Source organism: Mycobacterium sp. JS623, assembly GCF_000328565.1.
In the GTDB taxonomy this organism is placed as follows: Bacteria; Actinomycetota; Actinomycetes; order Mycobacteriales; family Mycobacteriaceae; genus Mycobacterium.
In genome coordinates this window covers 6,381,462-6,401,828 of the sequence record NC_019966.1, presented here as the reverse complement: position 1 = coordinate 6,401,828, position 20,367 = coordinate 6,381,462, and the positions used below count along the sequence as shown (strand labels likewise).

Genomic DNA, 20,367 nt, shown 5'->3' with positions numbered 1-20,367 from the left:
ACAATGGCAACAGCGGTAGGCATCGATCTCGGGACAACCAACTCGGTGATCGCCGCCTGGCAGGGCGGGGAACCGATCGTGATCCCCAACACCGAAGGCGCCCGCACCACGCCCTCGGTGGTGGCGTTCACCGAAAACGGGGAGCGCCTGGTCGGGCAGTTGGCCAGGCGCCAGTCGATCATGAATCCGAAGGGCACCATTTATTCGGCGAAGCGATTCATCGGCCGCCGCTTCGATGAGGTATCGGAGGAAGCCAAGGCGGTCAGCTTCGACGTCGTCGAGGGTGAGGGTGGCGCGGCCCGCTTCGAAGTTCGCGGTAAGCAGTATTCGCCTGAGGAGATCAGCGCGCAGGTGTTGCGCAAACTCGTCGACGACGCCAGCAAATTCCTGGGTGAGCGGGTCAAGGAAGCGGTGATCACCGTTCCGGCCTATTTCAACGACGCCCAGCGCAACGCCACCAAGGATGCCGGCCGCATCGCCGGCCTTGACGTGCTGCGCATCATCAACGAGCCAACGGCCGCAGCGCTGGCCTACGGGCTGGACAAGAAGGGCCACGAGACGGTGCTCGTCTTCGATCTGGGCGGGGGCACGTTCGACGTCAGCCTTCTCGACGTAGGCGATGGGGTGGTTGAGGTGCGCGCCACCGCGGGTGATTCCCATCTGGGCGGCGATGACTTTGATCGCCGCCTCGTCGACTACCTCGCCGATGAGTTCCAGCGGGAGAACAACATCGATTTGCGGAAAGATCCGCAGGCGTTGCAGCGCCTGTTTGAGGCGGCCGAGAAGGCGAAGGTCGAACTGTCGTCGGTGGCGCAGACCCAGGTCAATCTCCCGTTCATAACCGCCGACGCCAGCGGACCGAAGCATTTGACGACGACCATCATGCGGTCGAAGTTCGAAGATCTCACCGCGGACTTGGTCGAGCGAACGATGGGCCCGGTCAAGCAGGCGATGGGTGATGCGAAGGTGACCGCCAACGACATCGACGAGGTGATCCTGGTGGGCGGATCCACCCGGATCCCGGCTGTCCAGGCGTTGGTGCGCCGGCTCACCGGCGGCAAGGACCCCAATATGAGCGTGAACCCCGACGAGGTCGTGGCGTTGGGCGCCGCGATCCAGGCCGGTGTGCTCAAGGGCGAGGTGTCCGACGTCTTGTTGCTCGACGTGACTCCGCTGTCGCTCGGTGTGGAGACCGCCGGCGGGCTGATGACCAAGATCATCGAGCGCAACACCACCATCCCTGCGCGGCGCAGTGAGGTGTTCACCACTGCGGCCGATAACCAACCGGCCGTGGATATCGTTGTGCTGCAGGGTGAACGGGAGCTGGCAAGGGACAACCGAGTACTGGGTCGATTCAAGCTGGAGAACATCCGCCCGGCACCCAGGGGTGAACCGCAGATCGAGGTCACCTTCGACATCGACGCCAACGGCATCCTGCATGTCACCGCACGCGACAGGGACACCGGCGCCGAGCAGGGCATCACCATCAGCGAGCAGTCCAACCTCGATCAGAGCGAGGTGGAGCGGATGGTCGCCGAGGCCGAGGCGCACCGCCGCGAGGACGAGGAGTTGCGCAACGCGGTCGAGGCGCGCAACGCGCTCGACTCGGCGGCATACCAAGTGGAGCGCCGGCTTGCCGAGCTGGGCGACTCGGCGGCACCGCACGATCGGGCGCGTGCCGAGATGCTGATCGCCGACGCGCGCCAAGCGGTCAAAGAAGACGCGCCGATGGACCGGGTGCAGTCGCTGACGTCGGAACTGCAGCAAGTGCTTTATGGCCTGCAACCCATGGCATCCGGTGGCGGCAACGGGCAAGCGGCCGGCAACGGCCATGGCTCTCCCGTCGGCGACGACGACGTAGTCGACGCCGAGTTCGACCGGGGCTGAGCCGCAATGGTCAGCCCCGCAGAGCAATCCAAGACCGAACAGGACGACGACCGGGTAGCCGAAAACCAGCCGGCAGTGGTTGCCTCCCAACCTGATTCGGACGAGGAGCTGGCCAAGCTCGAGGACCGTTGGCGGCGCGCCGTCGCCGATCTGGACAATCTGCGCAAGCGGTATGCCCGCGAACTGGACCGCGAACGAGCAACGGAACGATCCAGGGTGGCCGGCGCTTGGCTGCCCATCGTGGACAATCTGGAGCTGGCGATCAGTCATGCCGGCGACCAGTCCGACGCGGTCCTCGACGGCCTCCGAAGCATTCTCCAACAAGCGCTGCAGGTCCTCGAGCACCTCGGCTATCCGCGCGACACGCAGGCCGGGGTGCCGTTCGACCCGCAGCGCCACGAGGTGGTCGGTGTGGTCGAACAGCCCGACAGCGCGCCCGGGACGGTTGTCGAAGTACTGCGACCGGGCTACGGCGAAGGCCCGAGGCAACTGCGGCCGGCGGCCGTGGTGGTCTCCCGACGCGGGGAGTGACGTCTAGTGGCCCGCGACTACTACGAAGTGCTCGGGGTGCCGCGGGACGCCACCGCCGACCAGATGCAGCAGGCGTTTCGAACGCTGGCCCGCAAACATCACCCGGACGTCAATAAGGATCCGGGCGCCGAGGACCGGTTCAAGGAGATCAACGAGGCCTACCACGTGCTGTCGGACCCCGAAACCCGGAAGCGCTACGACCGATTCGGCGAAGACTTCCGCAAGGTTCCCGACGACTGGGAAGAGCGGGTAGGTGCACAAGGCGGCGGCTTCTCCGGCGGCTTCCGCGGCGGAGGTCCATCCGGCGCCCGGGTGCGCTACGGTCAGGGCTTCGGCGGCGCCGGCGGCATCAACATCGAAGACCTTTTCGGCGACATGTTCAGCGGCGGTGGCGGATTCGGGTCGATGCCGGGCGCCGACCAGGAAGCGGTGCTGGAGCTGACTGTCGAGGAGGCCTACCGGGGCGGCAAACGACAGCTCTCGCTCGGTGGCCGCAACTATTCGGTCAACATTCCCGCCGGTGTGATCGATGGTCAACGGATTCGGCTGGCCGGAGAGGGCGGCCGGGGCAGCGGCGATGGGCCGGCCGGAGATCTCTACCTTGTGGTGCGCATCAAGCCTCATCGCCGGTTCCGGCTCGATGGCCGCGATATCACCGTGGATCTGCCGGTGTCGCCGTGGGAGGCGGTGCTGGGGACCACTGTGGCTGTTCGGACTCCCGGCGGCGAAGCGAAAGTCAAGGTTCCGCAAGGGTCCTCCACCGGGCGTCGGTTGCGGCTGCGGGGCGAAGGCATGCCCAATCCGCGCGGTACCGCGGGCGACCTGTACGCCGACATCAAGGTGATGGTGCCGGCCAAACCCACTGCGCGGGAACGCGAGCTGTTCGAGCAACTGGCCGCCGAATCCACATTCGACCCCAGGAGGTCACGATGACCGCCCCACGCTATGTGCTGGCGCGGCGGCCCGGTATGCAACTCGACGTCTTCGCAGCGCGCTGCGGGCTACATCCAGAGTTGGTGCGCCGGTTGGTGGCACTGGGCCTCCTGCCTTGCCGGCAGGATGCCCACGGCGATCTCTGGTTGGAACCTTCTGCGTTGGCCACTGTCGCGCGCATTCAGCGGCTGCGAACCGGCCTGGGACTGAACTACGCGGCGATCGGGCTGGTGCTCGATCTGCTCGACCGCATCGAAGAGCTGGAATCAGCGTCTCGCCGAAGGAGGACATCGCTGTGGACATCAACAAGCTGACGCAGAAGTCGCAGGAGGCGTTGGCCGACGCGCAAAGCATCGCGACCCGGATGGGCCACATCGAGGTCGACGGCGAACACCTGTTGATGGCACTGATCGACCAGCCCGAGGGCCTGGTACCGCGGCTGCTCGATCAGACAGGCGCCGACACCGCGGCGCTGCGCGCCGACCTGGAACGCGAGTTAGACCGGCGTCCGAAGGTCAGCGGTCCGGGCGCGACGCCGGGCCAGGTCTCCGTCACCAGGCGCCTGGCGAACCTGCTGGGGGGCGCCGAGCGGGAAGCCAAGCGCCTCAAGGACGAATACGTGTCGGTGGAGCACCTTGTCATCGCACTCGCCGAAGAGGGTTCGGCGAGTGCCGCCGGGCGGATTCTGGCCTCCCACAACGTGACTCGGGACTCGTTCCTGACTGCGCTGACCAAGGTCCGTGGCAACCAGCGAGTTACCTCCGCGACCCCGGAGGGCGCCTACGAGGCGCTGGAGAAGTACGGCCGCGACCTGGTCGCCGAAGGTCGCGCCGGCAAGCTGGACCCGGTGATCGGACGCGACGCCGAGATCCGCAGGGTGATCCAGATCCTCAGCCGCAAGACCAAGAACAACCCTGTGCTTATCGGCGACCCCGGCGTCGGCAAGACCGCGATCATCGAAGGTCTGGCCCAGCGCATCGTGCGGGGCGACGTCCCAGAAGGCCTGCGCGACAAGACAATATTCTCCCTCGACATGGGCTCACTGGTGGCAGGGGCCAAGTACCGCGGCGAATTCGAAGAACGGCTGCAGGCGGTGCTGTCAGAGGTGAAGGCCGGCGAGGGCCAGATCCTGCTGTTCGTCGACGAGTTACACACCGTGGTCGGTGCGGGGGCGACGGAGGGGTCGCTAGACGCCGGCAACATGCTCAAGCCGATGCTCGCCCGCGGTGAGCTGCACATGATCGGCGCCACCACCCTCGACGAATACCGCAAGCACATCGAAAAGGACGCCGCGCTGGAGCGCCGGTTCCAGACCGTGCTGGTCGACGAACCTGACGTGGAGGACACCATATCGATCCTGCGCGGTCTGCGCGAGCGCCTCGAGGTGTTCCATGGGGTGAAGATTCAGGATGCCGCACTGGTGGCGGCCGCCACGCTGTCGCATCGCTACATCACCGACCGCTTCCTACCCGACAAAGCGATCGATCTGGTGGACGAGGGCTGTGCCCGGCTGCGCACCGAAATCGACTCGATGCCAGCGGAGTTGGACGAAATTACCCGGAGGGTCACACGGCTCGAGATCGAGGAGGCGGCGCTCGCCAAGGAAACCGACCCGGCCAGCAAGTCCCGTCTGGAGGAACTTCGGAAAGAATTGGCCGATCTGCGAGCGGAGGCCGACGCCCGGCACGCCCAATGGGATGCCGAAAGGCAGGCCATCCGGCGGGTACAGGAACTGCGCGGGCAGCTCGAGCAGCTACGGCACGACGCAGAAGAAGCCGAACGCAACTACGACCTCAACCGCGCCGCCGAATTGCGCTACGGCCAGATCACCGAACTGGAGCGCAAACTGCAGGCGGCAGAGGAACAACTGCGGTCCAAGCAGGGCGAAAAGCCGCTGCTGCGAGAGGTCGTTACCGAGGACGAGATCGCCGAAATCGTGGCCGCATGGACGGGCATACCGGTCGCGCGATTGCAGGAGGGGGAACGGGAGAAGCTGCTGCGGCTCGACGAAATACTGCACGAGCGGGTGATCGGTCAGGATGAGGCGGTCCAGCTGGTCTCCGATGCGGTGATTCGGGCCCGCTCCGGAATCCGTGATCCGCGCCGCCCGATCGGCTCGTTCATCTTCCTCGGGCCCACCGGGGTCGGTAAGACCGAGCTCGCGAAGACGCTGGCCGCCGCGCTCTTCGACAGCGAGGACAACATGGTTCGGCTTGACATGAGCGAGTACCAGGAGCGGCACACGGTCAGCCGGTTGGTCGGTGCGCCACCGGGATACGTCGGCTACGAGGAGGGCGGCCAGCTCACCGAAGCCGTGCGTCGCAAGCCCTACTCGGTGGTCCTGCTCGACGAGATCGAAAAGGCCCACGCTGATGTGTTCAACACCCTGCTGCAGGTGCTCGACGACGGCCGGCTCACCGATGCACAGGGACGTCAGGTTGACTTCCGCAACACAGTGGTCATCATGACTTCCAACATCGGGTCGCACCACCTGCTCGACGGCGTCACCGCGGACGGCGAGATCAAGCCCGATGCACGGGACCGCGTGATGGCCGAGTTGCGCGGACACTTCAGGCCCGAGTTCCTCAACCGCGTCGACGACATCGTGCTGTTCACGCCGCTATCGATGCCGCAGATCGAACGGATCGTCGCGCTGCAGCTGACCGAGCTGCGGGATCGTTTGGCGGACAGGCAAATCGAGCTCGACATCACCCCGGACGCTCGCCGGATGATCGCCGAACACGGCTACGATCCGGTGTACGGCGCGCGACCGCTACGCCGCTACATCGCCCACGAGGTGGAGACCAAGATCGGCCGGGCGTTACTGCGCGGCGACATCGCGGGCGGTGGCAAGATCCGCGTCGCGGTGGAGAACGGCGAACTCGCCGTGGAGTATTCGGAACCGGCCCTGGCGGCCTGACGGAGAAGACACCATGGAAACAGAAATCGTGACGTGCCCGCACTGCGGAAAACGAAACCGAGTACCCGCGGCGGCCGCGGGGAAGCCCCGGTGCGCCAACTGTCAGCGTTGGCTGCCGTGGATCGCTTCGGCCGGTGACGGCGACTTCGCTGATGTCGCCGAAAAGTCTTCGGTTCCAGTACTTGTCGATCTGTGGGCGACCTGGTGTGGACCGTGCCGCATGGTGAGTCCGGCACTCGAGCAGCTCGCAGGAGAACGCGCCGGACAACTCAAACTGGTCAAGGTCGACGTGGACAAGGCACCGGCGATTTCGCAGCGGTTCACCGTGCAGGCGGTGCCGACTCTGCTGGTCCTTGACCACGGGCAAGTACTTGCACGCCAGTCCGGTGCTGCTCCCGTTGCGGCGCTGCGCAATTGGCTGGACCAGGCATTGTCGGCCGACAGCACGAAGGAGGCACGGTCATGACATCGATAGGGATAGATCCACACGTCGCGGCGATTCGCCAGGTGTACCCGCACACGAACGGCTGTGAGGAATGTCTGCGGCTCGGCACACCGTGGGTGCACCTGCGGCTGTGCCTGACGTGCGGGCATGTCGGCTGCTGCGACTCGTCTCCGATGCGGCATGCCCGGGCACATGCCCACACGGTGGGTCACCCGATCGTGCAATCCATGGAACCGGGGGAGGCGTGGCGTTGGTGCTACGTCCATGAGAACTATGTCTGAGACAGCCGCCGACCAGCGCGAATCGACTTCGCTGGCGGAAACCCCCGACATCTACGGTGCGTACCCGCGACTGTCCGACGTACAGATCGTCGCCCTCGAGGCGGGCGGCGCCCGGCGCGCCGTCGACACCGGCGAAACGCTTGTCCGCGAGGGTGAGCGCTCCGACTACTTTTTCGTCATTCTGTCCGGCAAGGTTGCCGTCACCACTACCGACGACGCAGGCAATCGGCACGTGATCCGGGTGCATGGCCCCCGGCGGTTCCTCGGGGAGTTGGGCGACCTCGAAGGTCAAGCGGCCTTCTACACCGCCGAAGTGGTGGAACCCGGCGAAGTACTCGTGGTACCGACTGATCGGGTGCGGGACCTGGTCGCCCACGATCCGGCGCTCAGCGATCGCATCCTGTGCGCTTACCTGGTACGCCGCTCGCTGCTGATCCAGGAAGGAACCGGGCTTCGGATCATCGGCTCCTGCTATGACCCCGATACCTTGCGGCTGCGAGAATTCGCTGCGCGAAACCGACTACCTCACAAATGGATTGACCTCGAACGGGACAAGAACGCCGAGCGGCTGCTGCAGCGGTTCGGAGTGTCGCCCCAAGACACTCCGGTGGTGATCTGGGGCGGTGAGGTGCTGCGCAACCCGACCAACACCGAGCTGGCCCGCCGGGTCGGGCTGCCGGTGGCCCACACAAAGAACGACGAAAGCGACGTCGTTGTGGTGGGCGCTGGTCCAGCCGGGCTTGGCGCGGCGGTGTATGGCTCCTCGGACGGTCTGATCACGGCGGCCATGGAGCGGATGGCAACCGGCGGGCAGGCCGGGACGTCATCGAGAATCGAGAACTACCTCGGATTCCCGGGCGGCATCTCCGGTGCCGACCTGGCCGAACGGGCCGTCCTGCAGGCCGGTAAGTTTGGCGCGCGGATCGTCGTCTCTGCGGAGGTAACCGGGCTGGAATCCGACAGCGGACACCATCTCCTCCGACTCGCCGATGAAACGTCCATGATCGCCCGCGCTGTCGTGCTTGCCACAGGAGCGCGGTATCGCAGGCTCGCCGTCCCTGGAATCGAATCGTACGAGGGCAACGGCGTGTACTACGCCGCCACGTTCCAAGAGGCGTTGATGTGCGGCAGCGGGCCGGTCGTCATTGTCGGGGGTGGCAACTCCGCGGGCCAGGCGGCGATCTTCCTCGCCGCGCGGGTTTCCCGGGTGTACGTGGTGATCCGCGGCGACGACCTGAACACGAGCATGTCCCGATATCTTGTCGACCAGATCCACCAGCACCCCCGCGTGACTGTGCTGCTGCGCACCGAGATCCGGGAGGTGCACGGAGACAAGGCACTCACGGCGGTGGAGACCGAGGACAAGCGGACCGGCGAGCGTCATGTGATCGAGACCCGCGCCCTGTTCGTTTTCATTGGCGCGGATCCCCACACCTCGTGGCTTGCCGGCGCCATCGAACTCGACGACCGCGGCTTCGTGCCGACAGGCCAGGCCGCGCTCTACTCGGACACCGACGGCAATCATGGGCGAAGGCGACGTCAGCCGATGATGCTCGAGACCAGCCGACCCGGTGTGTTCGCAGCAGGCGACGTGCGTAGCGGCTCGGTCAAGCGGGTGGCGTCCGCGGTCGGCGAAGGTTCAATGGCGATCCGCCAAATCCACGAGTATTTCGGCGCGTAGTCGGCGGATCCTCGGCGTTGAACGCCGCATCGCCCAGCTCGATCCGACAACACAACGCCGCCTCGGCCCGCCAGCCAAGCGCAAACGAGGAAAAGCGAAATTCAGGTCAGCGGTCTGGGCTACGCGGGTATGCCGGGGTCGATGGCGGCGCCCGCGTCATGTTCGGACTGATTTCGATCCCCGGAGTGGGCGGCTTGTTCAGCGAACGCCGAGTGAGGAATTTGGCGCAGACGACAGTCGTGGCGGAGGTGACGTGCCAGTCGATGAAGCAACACTGATCCGTGAAGCGGCTGACCCGGACGCAGCAAGACGATGTCGTCTGCTGAGTCGCGCCGTCAGCCCTTTGACAACCTACGCATATTGTCGACTCTCAGTTGAAATGTCGCATTCCCATTCGGCTTGTCATCCCATGTCGCGTGTGACATGAAAAACGAGACTCGAGCTGCGTCGTGATCTGGCGCCCGCATGTAGGACCTTCGGCGGGTGCCTCACCTAAGCGAGGTCAGTAGTGCGCTGAGAGTCTGCGTCTCGGTCGCGGGGTCAGGACTGCTGGCCCGCAACGCCTTCAGGACGTTGTCGATCTGACCGTCGAGGACGGCCCAGCCGATGTTGTCCATGGGCTGCAGACTCGGCTGATCGTCGTCCCACGCGGCTTCGAGATCCTTGATCCGGGCCGTCGCCCCAGACTGGTCGCCGGCCCGTACCTTCGCGAGCGTATCCGCGGCGATGGTGCGAAACTTCGCGACCTCCGCCGGCGGGAAATTAGCGGTCGCCGACTCCCCTGGGGCGAGTGACACGGTGACGGACGACCCGCCGGATTCACTCTCGCTGGCCGTCGCGGTTGAGTGCGGTTGTACCGCGGCCCAGACCAGCAGGGCGCCCGTCGCGACGGCGACAACGGCGTAGTACCCGAGCATGATCCGCTCGCGGGCCGCATTCTTGGCTGCGGTCCGCGGGCGGTTTTGGTCCGACTCTTCGATGACATCGGCGCGCGTGCGCGTCAGGTACAGGACAATTGCGAGGATCGCGGTGAGGAAGATCGCGCTGGTGAGGGCAACGCCCAAGCCGAGGCCCCGTTGGTCCGACGGGAAACCCAGCCAGTCGCCGAGGTTCGCACCCAGCGGGCGGGTCAGAATGTACGCAAGCCAGAAGGACAGTACGGCGTTCGCGCCCAGCCGCCACCCGATCACGATCGCAACGATCAGGCCCGCTGGCAGCAGCACCGACGTACCAGGACCCCAGCCGGTGAGCGCCAGTATCCAGTCGCCAGCCGCTGTGCCCAGGGCGAAGGTCACCAGGACTGCAAGCCAGTAGTACAACTCCCTCGGCCGCGTGACGATGCTGTGGATCGACAGCGTCCGCTCGCGGGCGAACCATACGCCGAAGACTATGGCCAGAATCGCGGCGAAGACGCTCGTGCTCAATGCGAGTGGAACGCCGAGATCATCTGTGAGGATGTCGGTGTAGAGCGTGCCGGTCACGCTGAGCAAAACGACCGTCAGCCAGTAGACGAACGGCACATAGCGGTCGAGGCTCAATTGCCATCCCAGGACAGCGGCGAGGACGACCGTGAAGATGACGGAGGTCTGGGTGAGGCCAACGCCCAGAGTCATGTTGATCCAATCGGCGAAGCTCTCACCCACCGTGGTGCAGAGGATCTTGATGACCCAGAACCACACAGTGACTTCGGGCACCTTGCTCAGCAGCACACGCGCGGTCTTGACGGCCTCGGAACTCGTTGTTTCGCTCACGACGCCCGACCATAGAGACACGTTGCTGAGCGAACGCTGAAAGCCGGTGTCGGGCAGATTGCGAGCGACACGACCTCCGAACACACCCGGGCGGCGGGGCAGAGCGGCGAGGAACTCAGTTCCTTTTCAGCTGGACGCCGGACACTCGGGGAAGTCGGAAGGAGTGTGCGGTGTTCGCAGGCTTGCTTGGAATTGTTCTGTTGCTGTTCGAACTCGTGCTGATTGCCCGCATGGTGGTCGACTGGATCGGCGTGTTGTCCCCGGTGGGCGGCCGCGGCGGGCTCTACCAGGCCCGCCGGATCACCCACGGCATCACCGAGCCAGTGATCGGCCCGGTCCGGCGGGTGTTGAAGCCGGCCCGGTTCGGGTCCTTCTCGATTGACCTGGCATTTACCGCGGTGTTCGTCGCCGTGATCGTCCTGCGGACCTTCGTGGTGCCGTTAATTCCGTTCTGAGGCGACCCGCAGGGGTCTACGTTTGGCACGTCCGCGCCGGGGTAGGGGTCAGGCAGAATTGCCCAGCCCTCGATCACCGCACGCGAGCCTCAGCCGGATCGGGTTCGCGCTATTGAATCGATGGCCGGCAGATTGCCCGCTGCGCATCCGCGACCCGGCCACGTCGCAACAGATTTCACCGGCGAACAGCGTGCGCGAACCGCCGTCGCGACAAGTGCCCCTGGTCCTGCTGGTGATGGCCAGGTAATTCGGGCCGGTCCAGGTGCTCTTGTGAAGACGAGAATGTAGCCTCAACGCCGTTGCAAGAGGCGGTCTTTCGACCCATCGGATGGTTCCGGTGTTCCACACGACATTGCCAGCCTTCGTTCTCAACGTGGCGGTCGTGCGGTGGAGTGGCTGGACAATTCGGGAAATCCGTCAAACGGGCCGTTCAATCTCGAGCGGGCAGTTGCGTTTTCGCGCGTATAGAGCGTGTCGTTGACGTTCGAGGCCGGGGCCTTCCGAAGTCTGAAAGTTGCGAAGCATTCAGGCGATGGAAGGAAACCAAGAGCCGTGTCCGACGGTACGACACTGTTGTGTGGCTGCCAAGCGTACGGGTCGAGCGTGTCGAGCGCTGAGCCGATGGGACGCGTGTGTGGTGTACGCGGTAACCGCGAGTGAGACGGCGGCGTGCGCGTCGTGTGGGGTGTTCTCCACGGCGGTGAAGGGTCAGGTGAGCACCTCGCCGCGCGACATTTCCTACGGGGGAGAATCGAATCATAGTGCGGTGAAACCAGACCCGCTGGCGGTGCCGGCAAGACTACTGCGAACGCGGTTCCTTCACCGATGCGGGCGCGGGAACGTCTGTCGCAGAGCAGCTTCGCCCGAATGTGGAACACCGACATCGACTAGCACCCTAGTGCGCAAGACCTGTCCGCGTGGATTGCCAAAGAATTACTGCGCACCTGCTATCCACCTTGCGCACCGGCGGCGACTCCCACCTCACCCGCCATCGCGTGCACCGACACCTGGGTGGCCCGAAATCAAGGCCTACATCCACACCGGCATCATTAACTCACCGGCAACAGTGGGCAGCAACCCAGACTTCAAGCTTGCCCGGTCAAAATCGAAGACGACATATGAGGCCCGTAGGGGTGGTATTGAACGTGGGGCGGGGGAGTCTTGATCTGAACGTTGCCCGGGGACTTGCAGACGGTTCCCGAGCAGGGCTGCTGATGCGCTGCGAAAGCTGTCGGTGCGGCGGCGATCGCGACGGCGGCAGCACCCGCCGCCAGCAGTGCTGTGATGTATTTCAGTTTCATTCCCATGATGGCACTCCTTAAAGCGTTAAATTATTGGGTGTTGCTGTACGGAATTAGCGTCGCCCGCCACCGCTGTGAATTCACTGAGGGCCGCTGAAAACTGGCTCACCATCCATCAATACCCCCGTGAGCTGGAATGGCATTCTAGGGGTGTGCCGCCGTTGTGCCGCGAGACCATCACGTCACTGCGCGTATTGTGGGTTGGCTCGGCCTGGTGATCACGTGCACTACGCCCCTCGATGGGCACCTTGGTGTGCTGCTTCACCGTCAAATCGCCATTCTCACTCGGCACGTTAAGGGCTGAATCGCGGCGCGCTCCCGGGGCGATGCGGCGGAACATCGTGCAGACCGAGATGTAGCGACACGACATTGCGAATGACGCGACCGTAGAGCCCTGCCACTTAGTTCAGTGAAGGGACGCACCACCAACGACGCCACGCACTTGGCCCGCCGGACGCTTGATGTCAGCGACAAGACGTGCTATCTATGACCGCCTGGGCGAAAGCTGCCTTAGTGGTGGAACAGCAGCCCGCGCTGGTCTGCTCCTGCGTAGGGGTGGTATTGAACGTGGGGCGGGGGAGTCTTGATCTGAACGTTGCCCGGGGACTTGCAGACGGTTCCCGAGCAGGGCTGCTGATGCGCTGCGAAAGCTGTCGGTGCGGCGGCGATCGCGACGGCGGCAGCACCCGCCGCCAGCAGTGCTGTGATGTATTTCAGTTTCATTCCCATGATGGCACTCCTTAAAGCGTTAAATTATTGGGTGTTGCTGTACGGAATTAGCGTCGCCCGCCACCGCTGTGAATTCACTGAGGGCCGCTGAAAACTGGCTCACCATCCATCAATACCCCCGTGAGCTGGAATGGTCCTCACCTGCCAGCATCCAGAGGCGCTGCCTGGTACCTGATATGGCGCGGTAGGGGATATATCGCCTCGAATAACGTTCCTTGCCGATTCTGCCGGTGCGGTGACAATTCTTCTCCGTGGTGGACTTCGACAGACGACGCAATTCGTCTCGAAATAGACCCACATTTCAGAACGGACTCATGGCTGCAGGTCCTCACCATGTGATTCATGGATGCGCACCTTCACTCTCGACACTCCGCTGCATGTACCGTCCCGAAGGCTTCTAGTGCGGCGCACTCGCTATCGGTTGTTAGTCCATCACGCGCAGGGTCCCCGTTCGGGCAGCGCCGGGTCATCACCGCTGACGCCAGTTTGGGTCCCAGGTTGGCTGGAATATGTCCGTACCTGCCGGCACCGGTGCGAGTACCCGGCTGATGGGGGGACGCAAAGTCGTGTCAGCGCTGATGGCAGCGGCCTGTTGCAGTGGGATGTTGACAGTGGCCCACCGCCACGGCAGGCCTTGTGGCGCCGACACTTCCGACGTTGTGAGCGTCTACCAGATCGGCAAGCGAGAGGAACCGACAACCAATGTCTGCGACGCGCACACCTGATATGTCTGAGACAGTTGGTAGGCGATTGTGAGCGCCGACAGCCAAGTTCTTACGCGGCGCGAGCCAATCGCCGCGAAGGTGCCTGACATAACCGCGGCGTTCTGGGTTTTGAAGCTGACCACGACCGCAATGGGCGAGGCAGCATCGGATTACCTGCTCAATACCGTGGGCTTCGTGGGCTTTGTCATCGGTCTAGCCGGGTTGGCATTCGCGCTGCTCGTTCAGTTTCGGACGCGGCTGTACAACGTCTTTGCCTACTGGGCGGCGGTGATGATGGTGGCGGTGTTCGGCACCATGGCCGCAGACGTTGTGCACCACCATCTTGGTGTCTCCTTTGGGATGTCCACCCTGTTCTGCGCCCTTGCGGTCGCGGCGACCTTCTGGGCTTGGCATCGCAGTGAAAACACACTGTCGATACACAGCATCACCACCCGACGCCGCGAGGTGTTCTATTGGCTGACAGTGTCGTTCACCTTCGCCCTCGGAACCGCTGCCGGCGACCTGACGGCCAGCCAGCTGCACTTCGGGCTCGTCGGATCGATCGTACTGTTCGCAGTCATCATGGCCGTGCCCGCCTTGGGCTGCTGGCGTTTTCGCCTGAACAGCGTCGTCGCCTTCTGGTGCGCGTACATCGTGACCCGACCGCTCGGCGCATCCGTCGCGGACTGGGTGAGCAAGCCCACCAAGGTCGGCGGCCTTGACTACGGCGACGGCCCCGTCGCTGCGGTTCTATTGGTAATTGCCCTGATCCTGGTAGCAGTTGCAGCGGTCAGGCGCACCAACAAGACGAGCCCTGCTCCGCCGATAGTCACCGCCTGATGCCGTTGTACAACAACGCATCAGCGGTGAGCACGCTGGTGGCGATTGCGGCTCTTCAATTTTAGAGAAGCAGTTGTGCGTCAGATCATCCAGCGGAGCAGGGAGCTGCGCGTCGAGTGCAACCGGGCCGGGCACACCTATGTCGAAAATGGCAATGATTGGCGTGCTGGCCTGTCGGTCGCGGCCAGAGCCCTCGATTATGAGTGCTCGGCATGGGTACACCAAGGCCAAGCGTTCAGATCCTCGAACCACGCTCGACCGCGCAGCGCCACCAATCCACAGGTCTTGACGTGTCCCCACGCCGGATCCACAAGTCTGGGACGCATTCGCTGGCTTGATCGTGAAGGGTGACGACAAACCGAATTGTCGATCTGGGCTGCGGGACCGGAGTAACCACCGTCTGTTGGCCAGTAGCGAAATTTGTGGTCGTCGAAATGGACTTGTCTCCAACATGATTGATGAAACGCAACGGCCCAATCCGGCTCTGCAGTTCACTGTAGGATCGATCACGGATCTCACGATGGGCATTGTTTCGCACGCTCACCGCATAGTTCGATTACGGGCCGGCGGGGGCCAACAATCTCCCGCTACCGCGGCTCGCCGGGTGTCAAAGTTCAGAAGTCGAAGAAGGGTCATTCTCGAAGAGCTGTTGACAACCGGTCGCAGGCACGTTCCTACAGTGTTTTCTGTGAAGTTCGGGCTTCTTTGATCGATTCCTATTGGTGGTAAGGCCGCGGCTTTCGTCTCGTTATGGACGATGGGCGCACGACCAATTATGCGAAACATATTGCGCGCCAATAGTTTTCGTGGTTATCGTTTAATCATACAATAGTAAAGAGAAAATCGGCGGCCCGGATGGCTAGACAAAAGCGATCGCCAACGGGCCAGGCGGAAACAAGGACCCACCAGCAGTGGCCTCGGCCTGCTCCAGCTCGGGGCAGCTAAGCCTTGCAGGCCTGAATTTGTCCGGTATTCATTTGTGTTGCTTGTTCTTTCGTTTGGTCGCGATGCCCTGCGGGGACTACCAGCGGCATTGAACGCGGGTCAGACTGTGGAAATTGCTGCAGTACAGCGGCTCCGGGTGGTTTGGCGTTGCGTAGCGGGTTGCCGGGACACCGTCAGCGGGCCCGGGTGGAAAAAGTGCCCCACACCTGCAGCGGCCTGCGGTGAGCAGGCAAGCGGCACGCGTTGCCGGGTGGGCCGACGAGATATCCGGTCGGCCCAAGTCTGTAAGGTGGCCGATTGCTCGGCGCTAATCAGTTGAGAGGTGCGCATCGGTGCCGAAGCGGCCTCGTCCGATACGCTGACATCCTTCAGAACAGCACTCGGGTGGGCCCGCCACCCCGCGGGCATTTGGCCTTAGAAACCCTTGGGAGGCACCGCCTTCACGACCGGGCTGGCCTTCGCTATCGGTGGCACTGCCGGCGGCGTCGTCGTCGTGGCGGTAACTCCGATAGTCATCGGGCTTCCGTTGACGGTCCCTGTCTGTTGCTGACCGACCGCCACGGCAGCCACCGCGCCGATGGCGACCAAGCCGCTCGCGATTGCGCCCGCAATGAGCAACTTGACACGTTGATGCCTGATTGATTCCACTGTCACCCCTCCAATCGGCCCTCGTCGCTCCCCGAAGCGAGACGTCCCCTTTTGAACGCGCCGGAATAACAGACGTCATACGCCTGCATCGCTGAGGGGACGCTGAGAGCAAACTGAGCGCCGACAGATAAAGGTCTCTATAGCTTGGAAATGATGCGGTATAGCTGCCCTGGCATGTGACCCGGGAAGTCGATTCGGTCGTCTCTGCCTATGCTGTCAGCGAGATGTTCAGGTTCGTCGGACAATCTCTGCACGGCACTCCTGCACAAAGGCGCGAGAATCGTTGTGGCACAGCATGTGCACAACCACAAACACCGGATCCGGTGCGCCAACGTCGCCGTGCCTTGGTGATAGATGTTGACGATCTCCAAGCTCAAGCAGTGGGCCGCCGGCGAACCTGACGAATACCGGTGAACCGGCACGGCATGGTATTCGCGACCAATTGCCAGTCGTTACTCGAAGCTGGAACCTCGACCACCGGCCATCAGTAGCAATCGCCGTGACTTCGGTGCTCCTGGGCCAGGTTCTTCCGGATGCCCAACCGCTACGGTCTCGGCGTAGCGGGGGCCGATGACGCCGGAGCCTCGGGTCGGGGCTGCTGCTCTGACCCGCTTCGGTCTCCGTTGCCGTCGGACCCGCTGTCGCCTCCACGGTCTCCGTTGCCCTCCGAGCCGCCGCCTCCACGGTCTCCGTTGCCCTCCGAGCCGCTGCCTTCATGTTCGCCGTTGCCCTCCGAGCCGCTGCCTTCATGTTCGCCGTTGCCCTCCGAGCCGCTGCCTTCATGCTCGCCGGATCCGTCAGCGCCACCGGCCCCGTAGTCAGCCGACTCCGACCCGCGGTGGTGTCCCTCTGAGTCGCCGAATTCCGCGCCGACCAGCACGCCCGCGCCGAAGATGAGGGCAGCGACGAACACCGAGGCCACACCGCCCAGGACGAACGCGGCGATCCGGTTCGTCCGGTTCAACTTGCTCCATCGGGATTGCCGTCCGGATGGCGGTGTCGAATCGATTGCGGTGTCGTGATCCCGGGCAGTGGTCGTTGGCTCTGCCGCGGCGTCTGGTTCTTGCGTTGTCATGGCCACAAGGTGCCACCCCGCGACTGAAAGCACGCTGAGGGCGACATTGTCGGACTTGAGGACGCGAGTTCGCGAAACACTGCCGCTCTTTGCGCCGTGCGGCAAGCCCGTCGCCGATGGCACTCCGGCATGCCACGGGCCTGAAGCACACGGTGAGAGGGAGAGGACTCACCCATGCACGAGACCAGCACACTGACACGAGTTGGACGGTTGGACGACGGTGCTAGCTGACAAGCATGTTCACCCACGACTCACCAGGCCCGGCAGAACTGGAGGCGAACGAGGATCGAGGCAGTACTCCCCTACCGCGCCGTATCACGTCCAACGCAGCGCCTCTGCATGCCGGCACGTATGGGACGGTTACAGATCATGGCGTGTGACTGGATGCTCAACGGGTTCTCAACTGCCCTCAATGGATTCACAGCGGTGATGGGTGAGGCTGGTTGTGTACGGCAATTACACATAATCGAGCACTTCAAGGAGAACCACCATGGGAATGAGACTGCAGTACATCACACCACTGTTGGCGGCGGGTGCTGCCGCGGTCGCGATCGTCGCCGCACCGACGGCGTTCGCAACAGATCAGCAGTCCTGCAACGGGAGTGGCTCGGCAACTGTCTGCCTGTCGCGCGCCAACGTTCCGATCAAGTCCCCGGCCGATGTTCAGCACCACCCGTCCGGAGACATGCCCGATCTGGCGGTACAGGACTTCGCATTGGCCCTCGGCCTGGTGACGTGACGGGCGCACCCCCACGCCAACATCGCAACCATCAAGGGCACCGGGGCCAGCCGCCATGGGAACGCCGCGGTCGAGCGCGTTCGATCGCAGGCGTATCGGCAACGATGGCCGTACCTGGGTTGGAGGGCGCCGAAACAGCACAACCGAGCGGTGGCGACGGAGCGTCGTGGCAACGCGGGCGCTCTCACAGATCGCTGAGGATGTTGATGCGCGCCCGTTCTTTCAACGATTTCACAGCGTCGGCGGGCCACGATGATGGGTATCACGTCGTGCTGGATGATTGGGGTTAGGGGACGACGGGGCGCTGCGATGACATGGCGGCGTTGGGCGCACACCGGGAGGTTCTGATCGTCGGCCGACTCAACCCGATGCATGCGAGCGTGCGTACTCGCTCGGCGCTGGCCGCCGCGGTGGTGATGACGCTATGTCTTGCCGGCGCCGGTGGTGTTCTGCTGCTGGTGCTCTACCGATCTTTGGAGTCCACCGCGCAGGGTGCGGCCGCGGCCCGCGCTGAGCAGATCAGTGCGCAATTGCGCACTGATGCGCCCCGGGAGGTGGATCCGTCGTTGTTGGTGACCGACAGCCAGATCGGTGCGGTGCAGATCGTGGATGCCACGGGGAAAGTGCTGGCCGCCTCGAACGGTGCACCCACGTCACCGCTGGTGACAACCTCGTTGAGCGATGGTCAGGCGCGCAGCGTGGGACGGGTGCAAGGTCCGGGGCGTAGCTTCGATTACTGGGTGTCGGCCCGTGCGACAGGAGTTCGCGGCGGGTTGGTCACCATCTTGGTCGGCGCCAACCGCGAACCCGTGGAATCCGTCGTCACCAAGGTGGCTGCCCTCGTCGCGGTCGGTTCACCGGTCATCATCGCGTTAACGGTCGTGGGCACCTACCGGTTGGTGGGGGCGGCGTTGGGACCGGTCGAAGCGATCCGTTCCCGGGTGGCGTCGATCTCGAGCACCGATCTCGCGCAACGGGTGCCGATGCCGGCCACCCAAGACGAGATCGCCCACCTTGCGGCGACGATGAACGCCATGCTCGCCCGACTGCAACGCGGCCGCGACGCCCAACACCGGCTGGTCAGCGACGCTTCCCATGAGCTGCGCAGCCCACTAGCCACAATCACCGCCGCACTCGAGATGGCGTCTGAGCGGCCCGAACTGATGGACAACGAGCTGATCGACGAATCCCTGCTGCCCGAAGCGCACCGCATGCGTCAGCTCATCGAGGATCTGCTGTTGCTGGCCCGCTCGGATGAAGACGCGATAGAGCTACACCACGACGACGTCGACATCGACGATCTACTCCTGGCCGAGGCGAGCCGGCTACGCGCCATCGGATCGGTCCACACCGTCACCCACATCCAGGCGTGCCGCGCCGTCGGCGATCGCGCTGCCCTGGCCCGAGTGCTCCGCAATCTGGTCGACAACGCCGTGCGGCACGCCTCCAGCACGGTCACCATGGGTTGCCGCCCCGAGGCAGCTCACGCGGTCATCACGGTCGCTGACGACGGACCCGGTATCCCGGTGCAAGACCGGGCACGGGTATTCGAACGATTCGTTCGCCTCGACCCCACCCGCACCCGGTCGTCGGGCGGATCGGGCCTCGGCTTATCGATCGTCGAGCAGATCGTGCGGTCTCACCACGGCGCCGTCGCGGTAAGCGATGCGACCGACGGTGGCGCGGTCTTCACTCTCACACTGCCACTGGGACAGCAAGATTCGGCCGACGCAGATCATGGGACTGGAGCGCTTAGGAGTCGGTAGCCGGCGCCGCGCACGGTTTCTATGGTGACCACCCCGAACGGCACGTCGATCTTGCGCCGCAGATACCCGATATAGACCTCGACGACGTTGTCGTCGCCTTCGTAGTTCGAATCCCAGACTGACCGCAGGATTTCGGACTTGGAGACCACATCGCCCTTGTTGCGCAATAGGAATTCCAGCACGCCGTACTCACGCGCCGTCAGGCTGAGCACGGTCTGGCCGCGGGTCACTTGTCGACGTGCCGGATCTAACGACAGGGTCCCCGCAGTCAGCACGGTCGGGCGTTCGGGGGCGCCGCGTCGCAACAGGGCTCGCAGTCGCGCCACGAGGACCACGAACGAGAACGGTTTCGTCAGGTAATCGTCGGCGCCGATGTCGAATGCGTCCGCCAGGTCGTATTCGCCGTCCTTGGCCGAAAGCATCAGTACCGGTGTCCACACCTGGCGGCTCCGCAACTGGCGAACGATCTGATATCCGCTGAGCCCTGGCAGCATGATGTCGAGTACCAGCACGTCGAAATCTCCGGTGGCGGCTGCCGCCAATCCCTCCACACCGTCGTGTTCGACGTCGACGACGAATCCTTCTGCGACCAAGCCGCGGCGCACCGTCTCGGCGAGCCGGGTTTCGTCCTCGACCAGCAGAACGCGCACGGCGCCCTCCATCTCCGGCTCGTCTAGCCGGTGACCCCAGTAGAGCAGAATCTTCCACCGTCATCGATGACTTCTCAGCGTCTCCA

Annotated in this window: 18 protein-coding genes; 12 read left to right on the top strand and 6 right to left on the bottom strand. The window is 64.0% G+C overall.

Annotation, left to right across the window (positions count from 1 at the left end; all coding sequences use genetic code 11):
* The first annotated feature begins 3 nt into the window (after nt 1-3).
* The 8 genes from dnaK to MYCSM_RS31070 are packed head-to-tail and all read left to right on the top strand — an operon-like array spanning nt 4 to nt 8,678.
* The gene (gene dnaK, locus MYCSM_RS31100) at nt 4-1,887 is read left to right on the top strand and encodes a molecular chaperone DnaK (protein WP_015310169.1); all 1,884 of its coding nucleotides are present in this window, start codon (nt 4-6) and stop codon (nt 1,885-1,887) included.
* Between the two features lie 6 nt (nt 1,888-1,893).
* The gene (locus MYCSM_RS31095) at nt 1,894-2,418 is read left to right on the top strand and encodes a nucleotide exchange factor GrpE (RefSeq protein WP_015310168.1); all 525 of its coding nucleotides are present in this window, start codon (nt 1,894-1,896) and stop codon (nt 2,416-2,418) included.
* Nucleotides 2,419-2,424: 6 nt separating this feature from the next.
* Nucleotides 2,425-3,351: a DnaJ C-terminal domain-containing protein gene (locus tag MYCSM_RS31090; RefSeq protein WP_015310167.1), complete on the top strand. Its 927-nt coding sequence runs from the start codon at nt 2,425-2,427 to the stop codon at nt 3,349-3,351.
* On the top strand, nt 3,348-3,665 hold the full coding sequence (locus MYCSM_RS31085) for a chaperone modulator CbpM (protein WP_015310166.1): 318 nt from the start codon (nt 3,348-3,350) through the stop codon (nt 3,663-3,665). The genes MYCSM_RS31090 and MYCSM_RS31085 overlap by 4 nt, the downstream gene beginning before the upstream one ends.
* The gene (gene clpB / locus MYCSM_RS31080) at nt 3,647-6,271 is read left to right on the top strand and encodes an ATP-dependent chaperone ClpB (RefSeq protein ID WP_015310165.1); all 2,625 of its coding nucleotides are present in this window, start codon (nt 3,647-3,649) and stop codon (nt 6,269-6,271) included. Before MYCSM_RS31085 ends, clpB begins: the two co-directional genes overlap by 19 nt.
* A gap of 13 nt (nt 6,272-6,284) precedes the next feature.
* The gene (gene trxA, locus MYCSM_RS31075) at nt 6,285-6,737 is read left to right on the top strand and encodes a thioredoxin (protein WP_015310164.1); all 453 of its coding nucleotides are present in this window, start codon (nt 6,285-6,287) and stop codon (nt 6,735-6,737) included.
* Nucleotides 6,734-6,997, top strand: a complete 264-nt coding sequence (locus MYCSM_RS36360) for a UBP-type zinc finger domain-containing protein (protein WP_015310163.1) — start codon at nt 6,734-6,736, stop codon at nt 6,995-6,997. Before trxA ends, MYCSM_RS36360 begins: the two co-directional genes overlap by 4 nt.
* On the top strand, nt 6,990-8,678 hold the full coding sequence (locus MYCSM_RS31070; RefSeq protein ID WP_015310162.1) for a cyclic nucleotide-binding domain-containing thioredoxin-disulfide reductase: 1,689 nt from the start codon (nt 6,990-6,992) through the stop codon (nt 8,676-8,678). The genes MYCSM_RS36360 and MYCSM_RS31070 overlap by 8 nt, the downstream gene beginning before the upstream one ends.
* A 488-nt stretch (nt 8,679-9,166) precedes the next feature.
* Here MYCSM_RS31070 and MYCSM_RS31065 read toward each other — a convergent pair whose 3' ends face one another.
* Entirely contained in the window at nt 9,167-10,429 is a 1,263-nt protein-coding gene (locus tag MYCSM_RS31065; protein ID WP_041315381.1) for a COG4705 family protein, read from the bottom strand.
* A 170-nt stretch (nt 10,430-10,599) separates the two neighbouring features.
* On the opposite strand from MYCSM_RS31065, the gene MYCSM_RS31060 reads away from it, so the two are divergent.
* A complete protein-coding gene (locus MYCSM_RS31060) occupies nt 10,600-10,884 on the top strand; it encodes a YggT family protein (protein WP_015310159.1) in 285 nt (94 codons plus the stop codon).
* Between the two features lie 1,085 nt (nt 10,885-11,969).
* Here the strand turns inward: MYCSM_RS31060 and MYCSM_RS31055 are convergent.
* Together MYCSM_RS31055 and MYCSM_RS31050 are read right to left on the bottom strand one after the other, a co-directional pair.
* On the bottom strand, nt 11,970-12,191 hold the full coding sequence (locus MYCSM_RS31055; protein ID WP_083906370.1) for a hypothetical protein: 222 nt from the start codon (nt 12,189-12,191) through the stop codon (nt 11,970-11,972).
* 504 nt (nt 12,192-12,695) lie between these two features.
* Nucleotides 12,696-12,914, bottom strand: a complete 219-nt coding sequence (locus MYCSM_RS31050; RefSeq protein WP_083906369.1) for a hypothetical protein — start codon at nt 12,912-12,914, stop codon at nt 12,696-12,698.
* Nucleotides 12,915-13,717: 803 nt separating this feature from the next.
* Here MYCSM_RS31050 and MYCSM_RS31045 point away from each other — a divergent pair.
* Nucleotides 13,718-14,458: a COG4705 family protein gene (locus MYCSM_RS31045; protein ID WP_232425696.1), complete on the top strand. Its 741-nt coding sequence runs from the start codon at nt 13,718-13,720 to the stop codon at nt 14,456-14,458.
* A 1,359-nt stretch (nt 14,459-15,817) separates the two neighbouring features.
* On the opposite strand, the gene MYCSM_RS31040 is transcribed toward MYCSM_RS31045, so the two are convergent.
* Both MYCSM_RS31040 and MYCSM_RS35425 read right to left on the bottom strand, forming a co-directional pair.
* Nucleotides 15,818-16,051, bottom strand: a complete 234-nt coding sequence (locus MYCSM_RS31040) for a hypothetical protein (protein ID WP_015310155.1) — start codon at nt 16,049-16,051, stop codon at nt 15,818-15,820.
* A 544-nt stretch (nt 16,052-16,595) separates the two neighbouring features.
* A complete protein-coding gene (locus MYCSM_RS35425) occupies nt 16,596-17,126 on the bottom strand; it encodes a hypothetical protein (RefSeq protein WP_157681424.1) in 531 nt (176 codons plus the stop codon).
* A 490-nt stretch (nt 17,127-17,616) separates the two neighbouring features.
* Between MYCSM_RS35425 and MYCSM_RS31030 the strand changes: the two genes are divergently transcribed.
* Nucleotides 17,617-17,865, top strand: coding sequence for a hypothetical protein (locus MYCSM_RS31030; protein WP_015310153.1), 249 nt, complete (start codon nt 17,617-17,619; stop codon nt 17,863-17,865).
* Nucleotides 17,866-18,179: 314 nt separating this feature from the next.
* Nucleotides 18,180-19,631, top strand: a complete 1,452-nt coding sequence (locus MYCSM_RS31025) for an ATP-binding protein (RefSeq protein ID WP_015310152.1) — start codon at nt 18,180-18,182, stop codon at nt 19,629-19,631.
* Here the strand turns inward: MYCSM_RS31025 and MYCSM_RS31020 are convergent.
* Entirely contained in the window at nt 19,601-20,281 is a 681-nt protein-coding gene (locus tag MYCSM_RS31020; protein WP_015310151.1) for a response regulator transcription factor, read from the bottom strand. The two genes, MYCSM_RS31025 and MYCSM_RS31020, sit on opposite strands and share 31 nt — an antisense overlap.
* Nucleotides 20,282-20,367 lie beyond the last annotated feature (86 nt).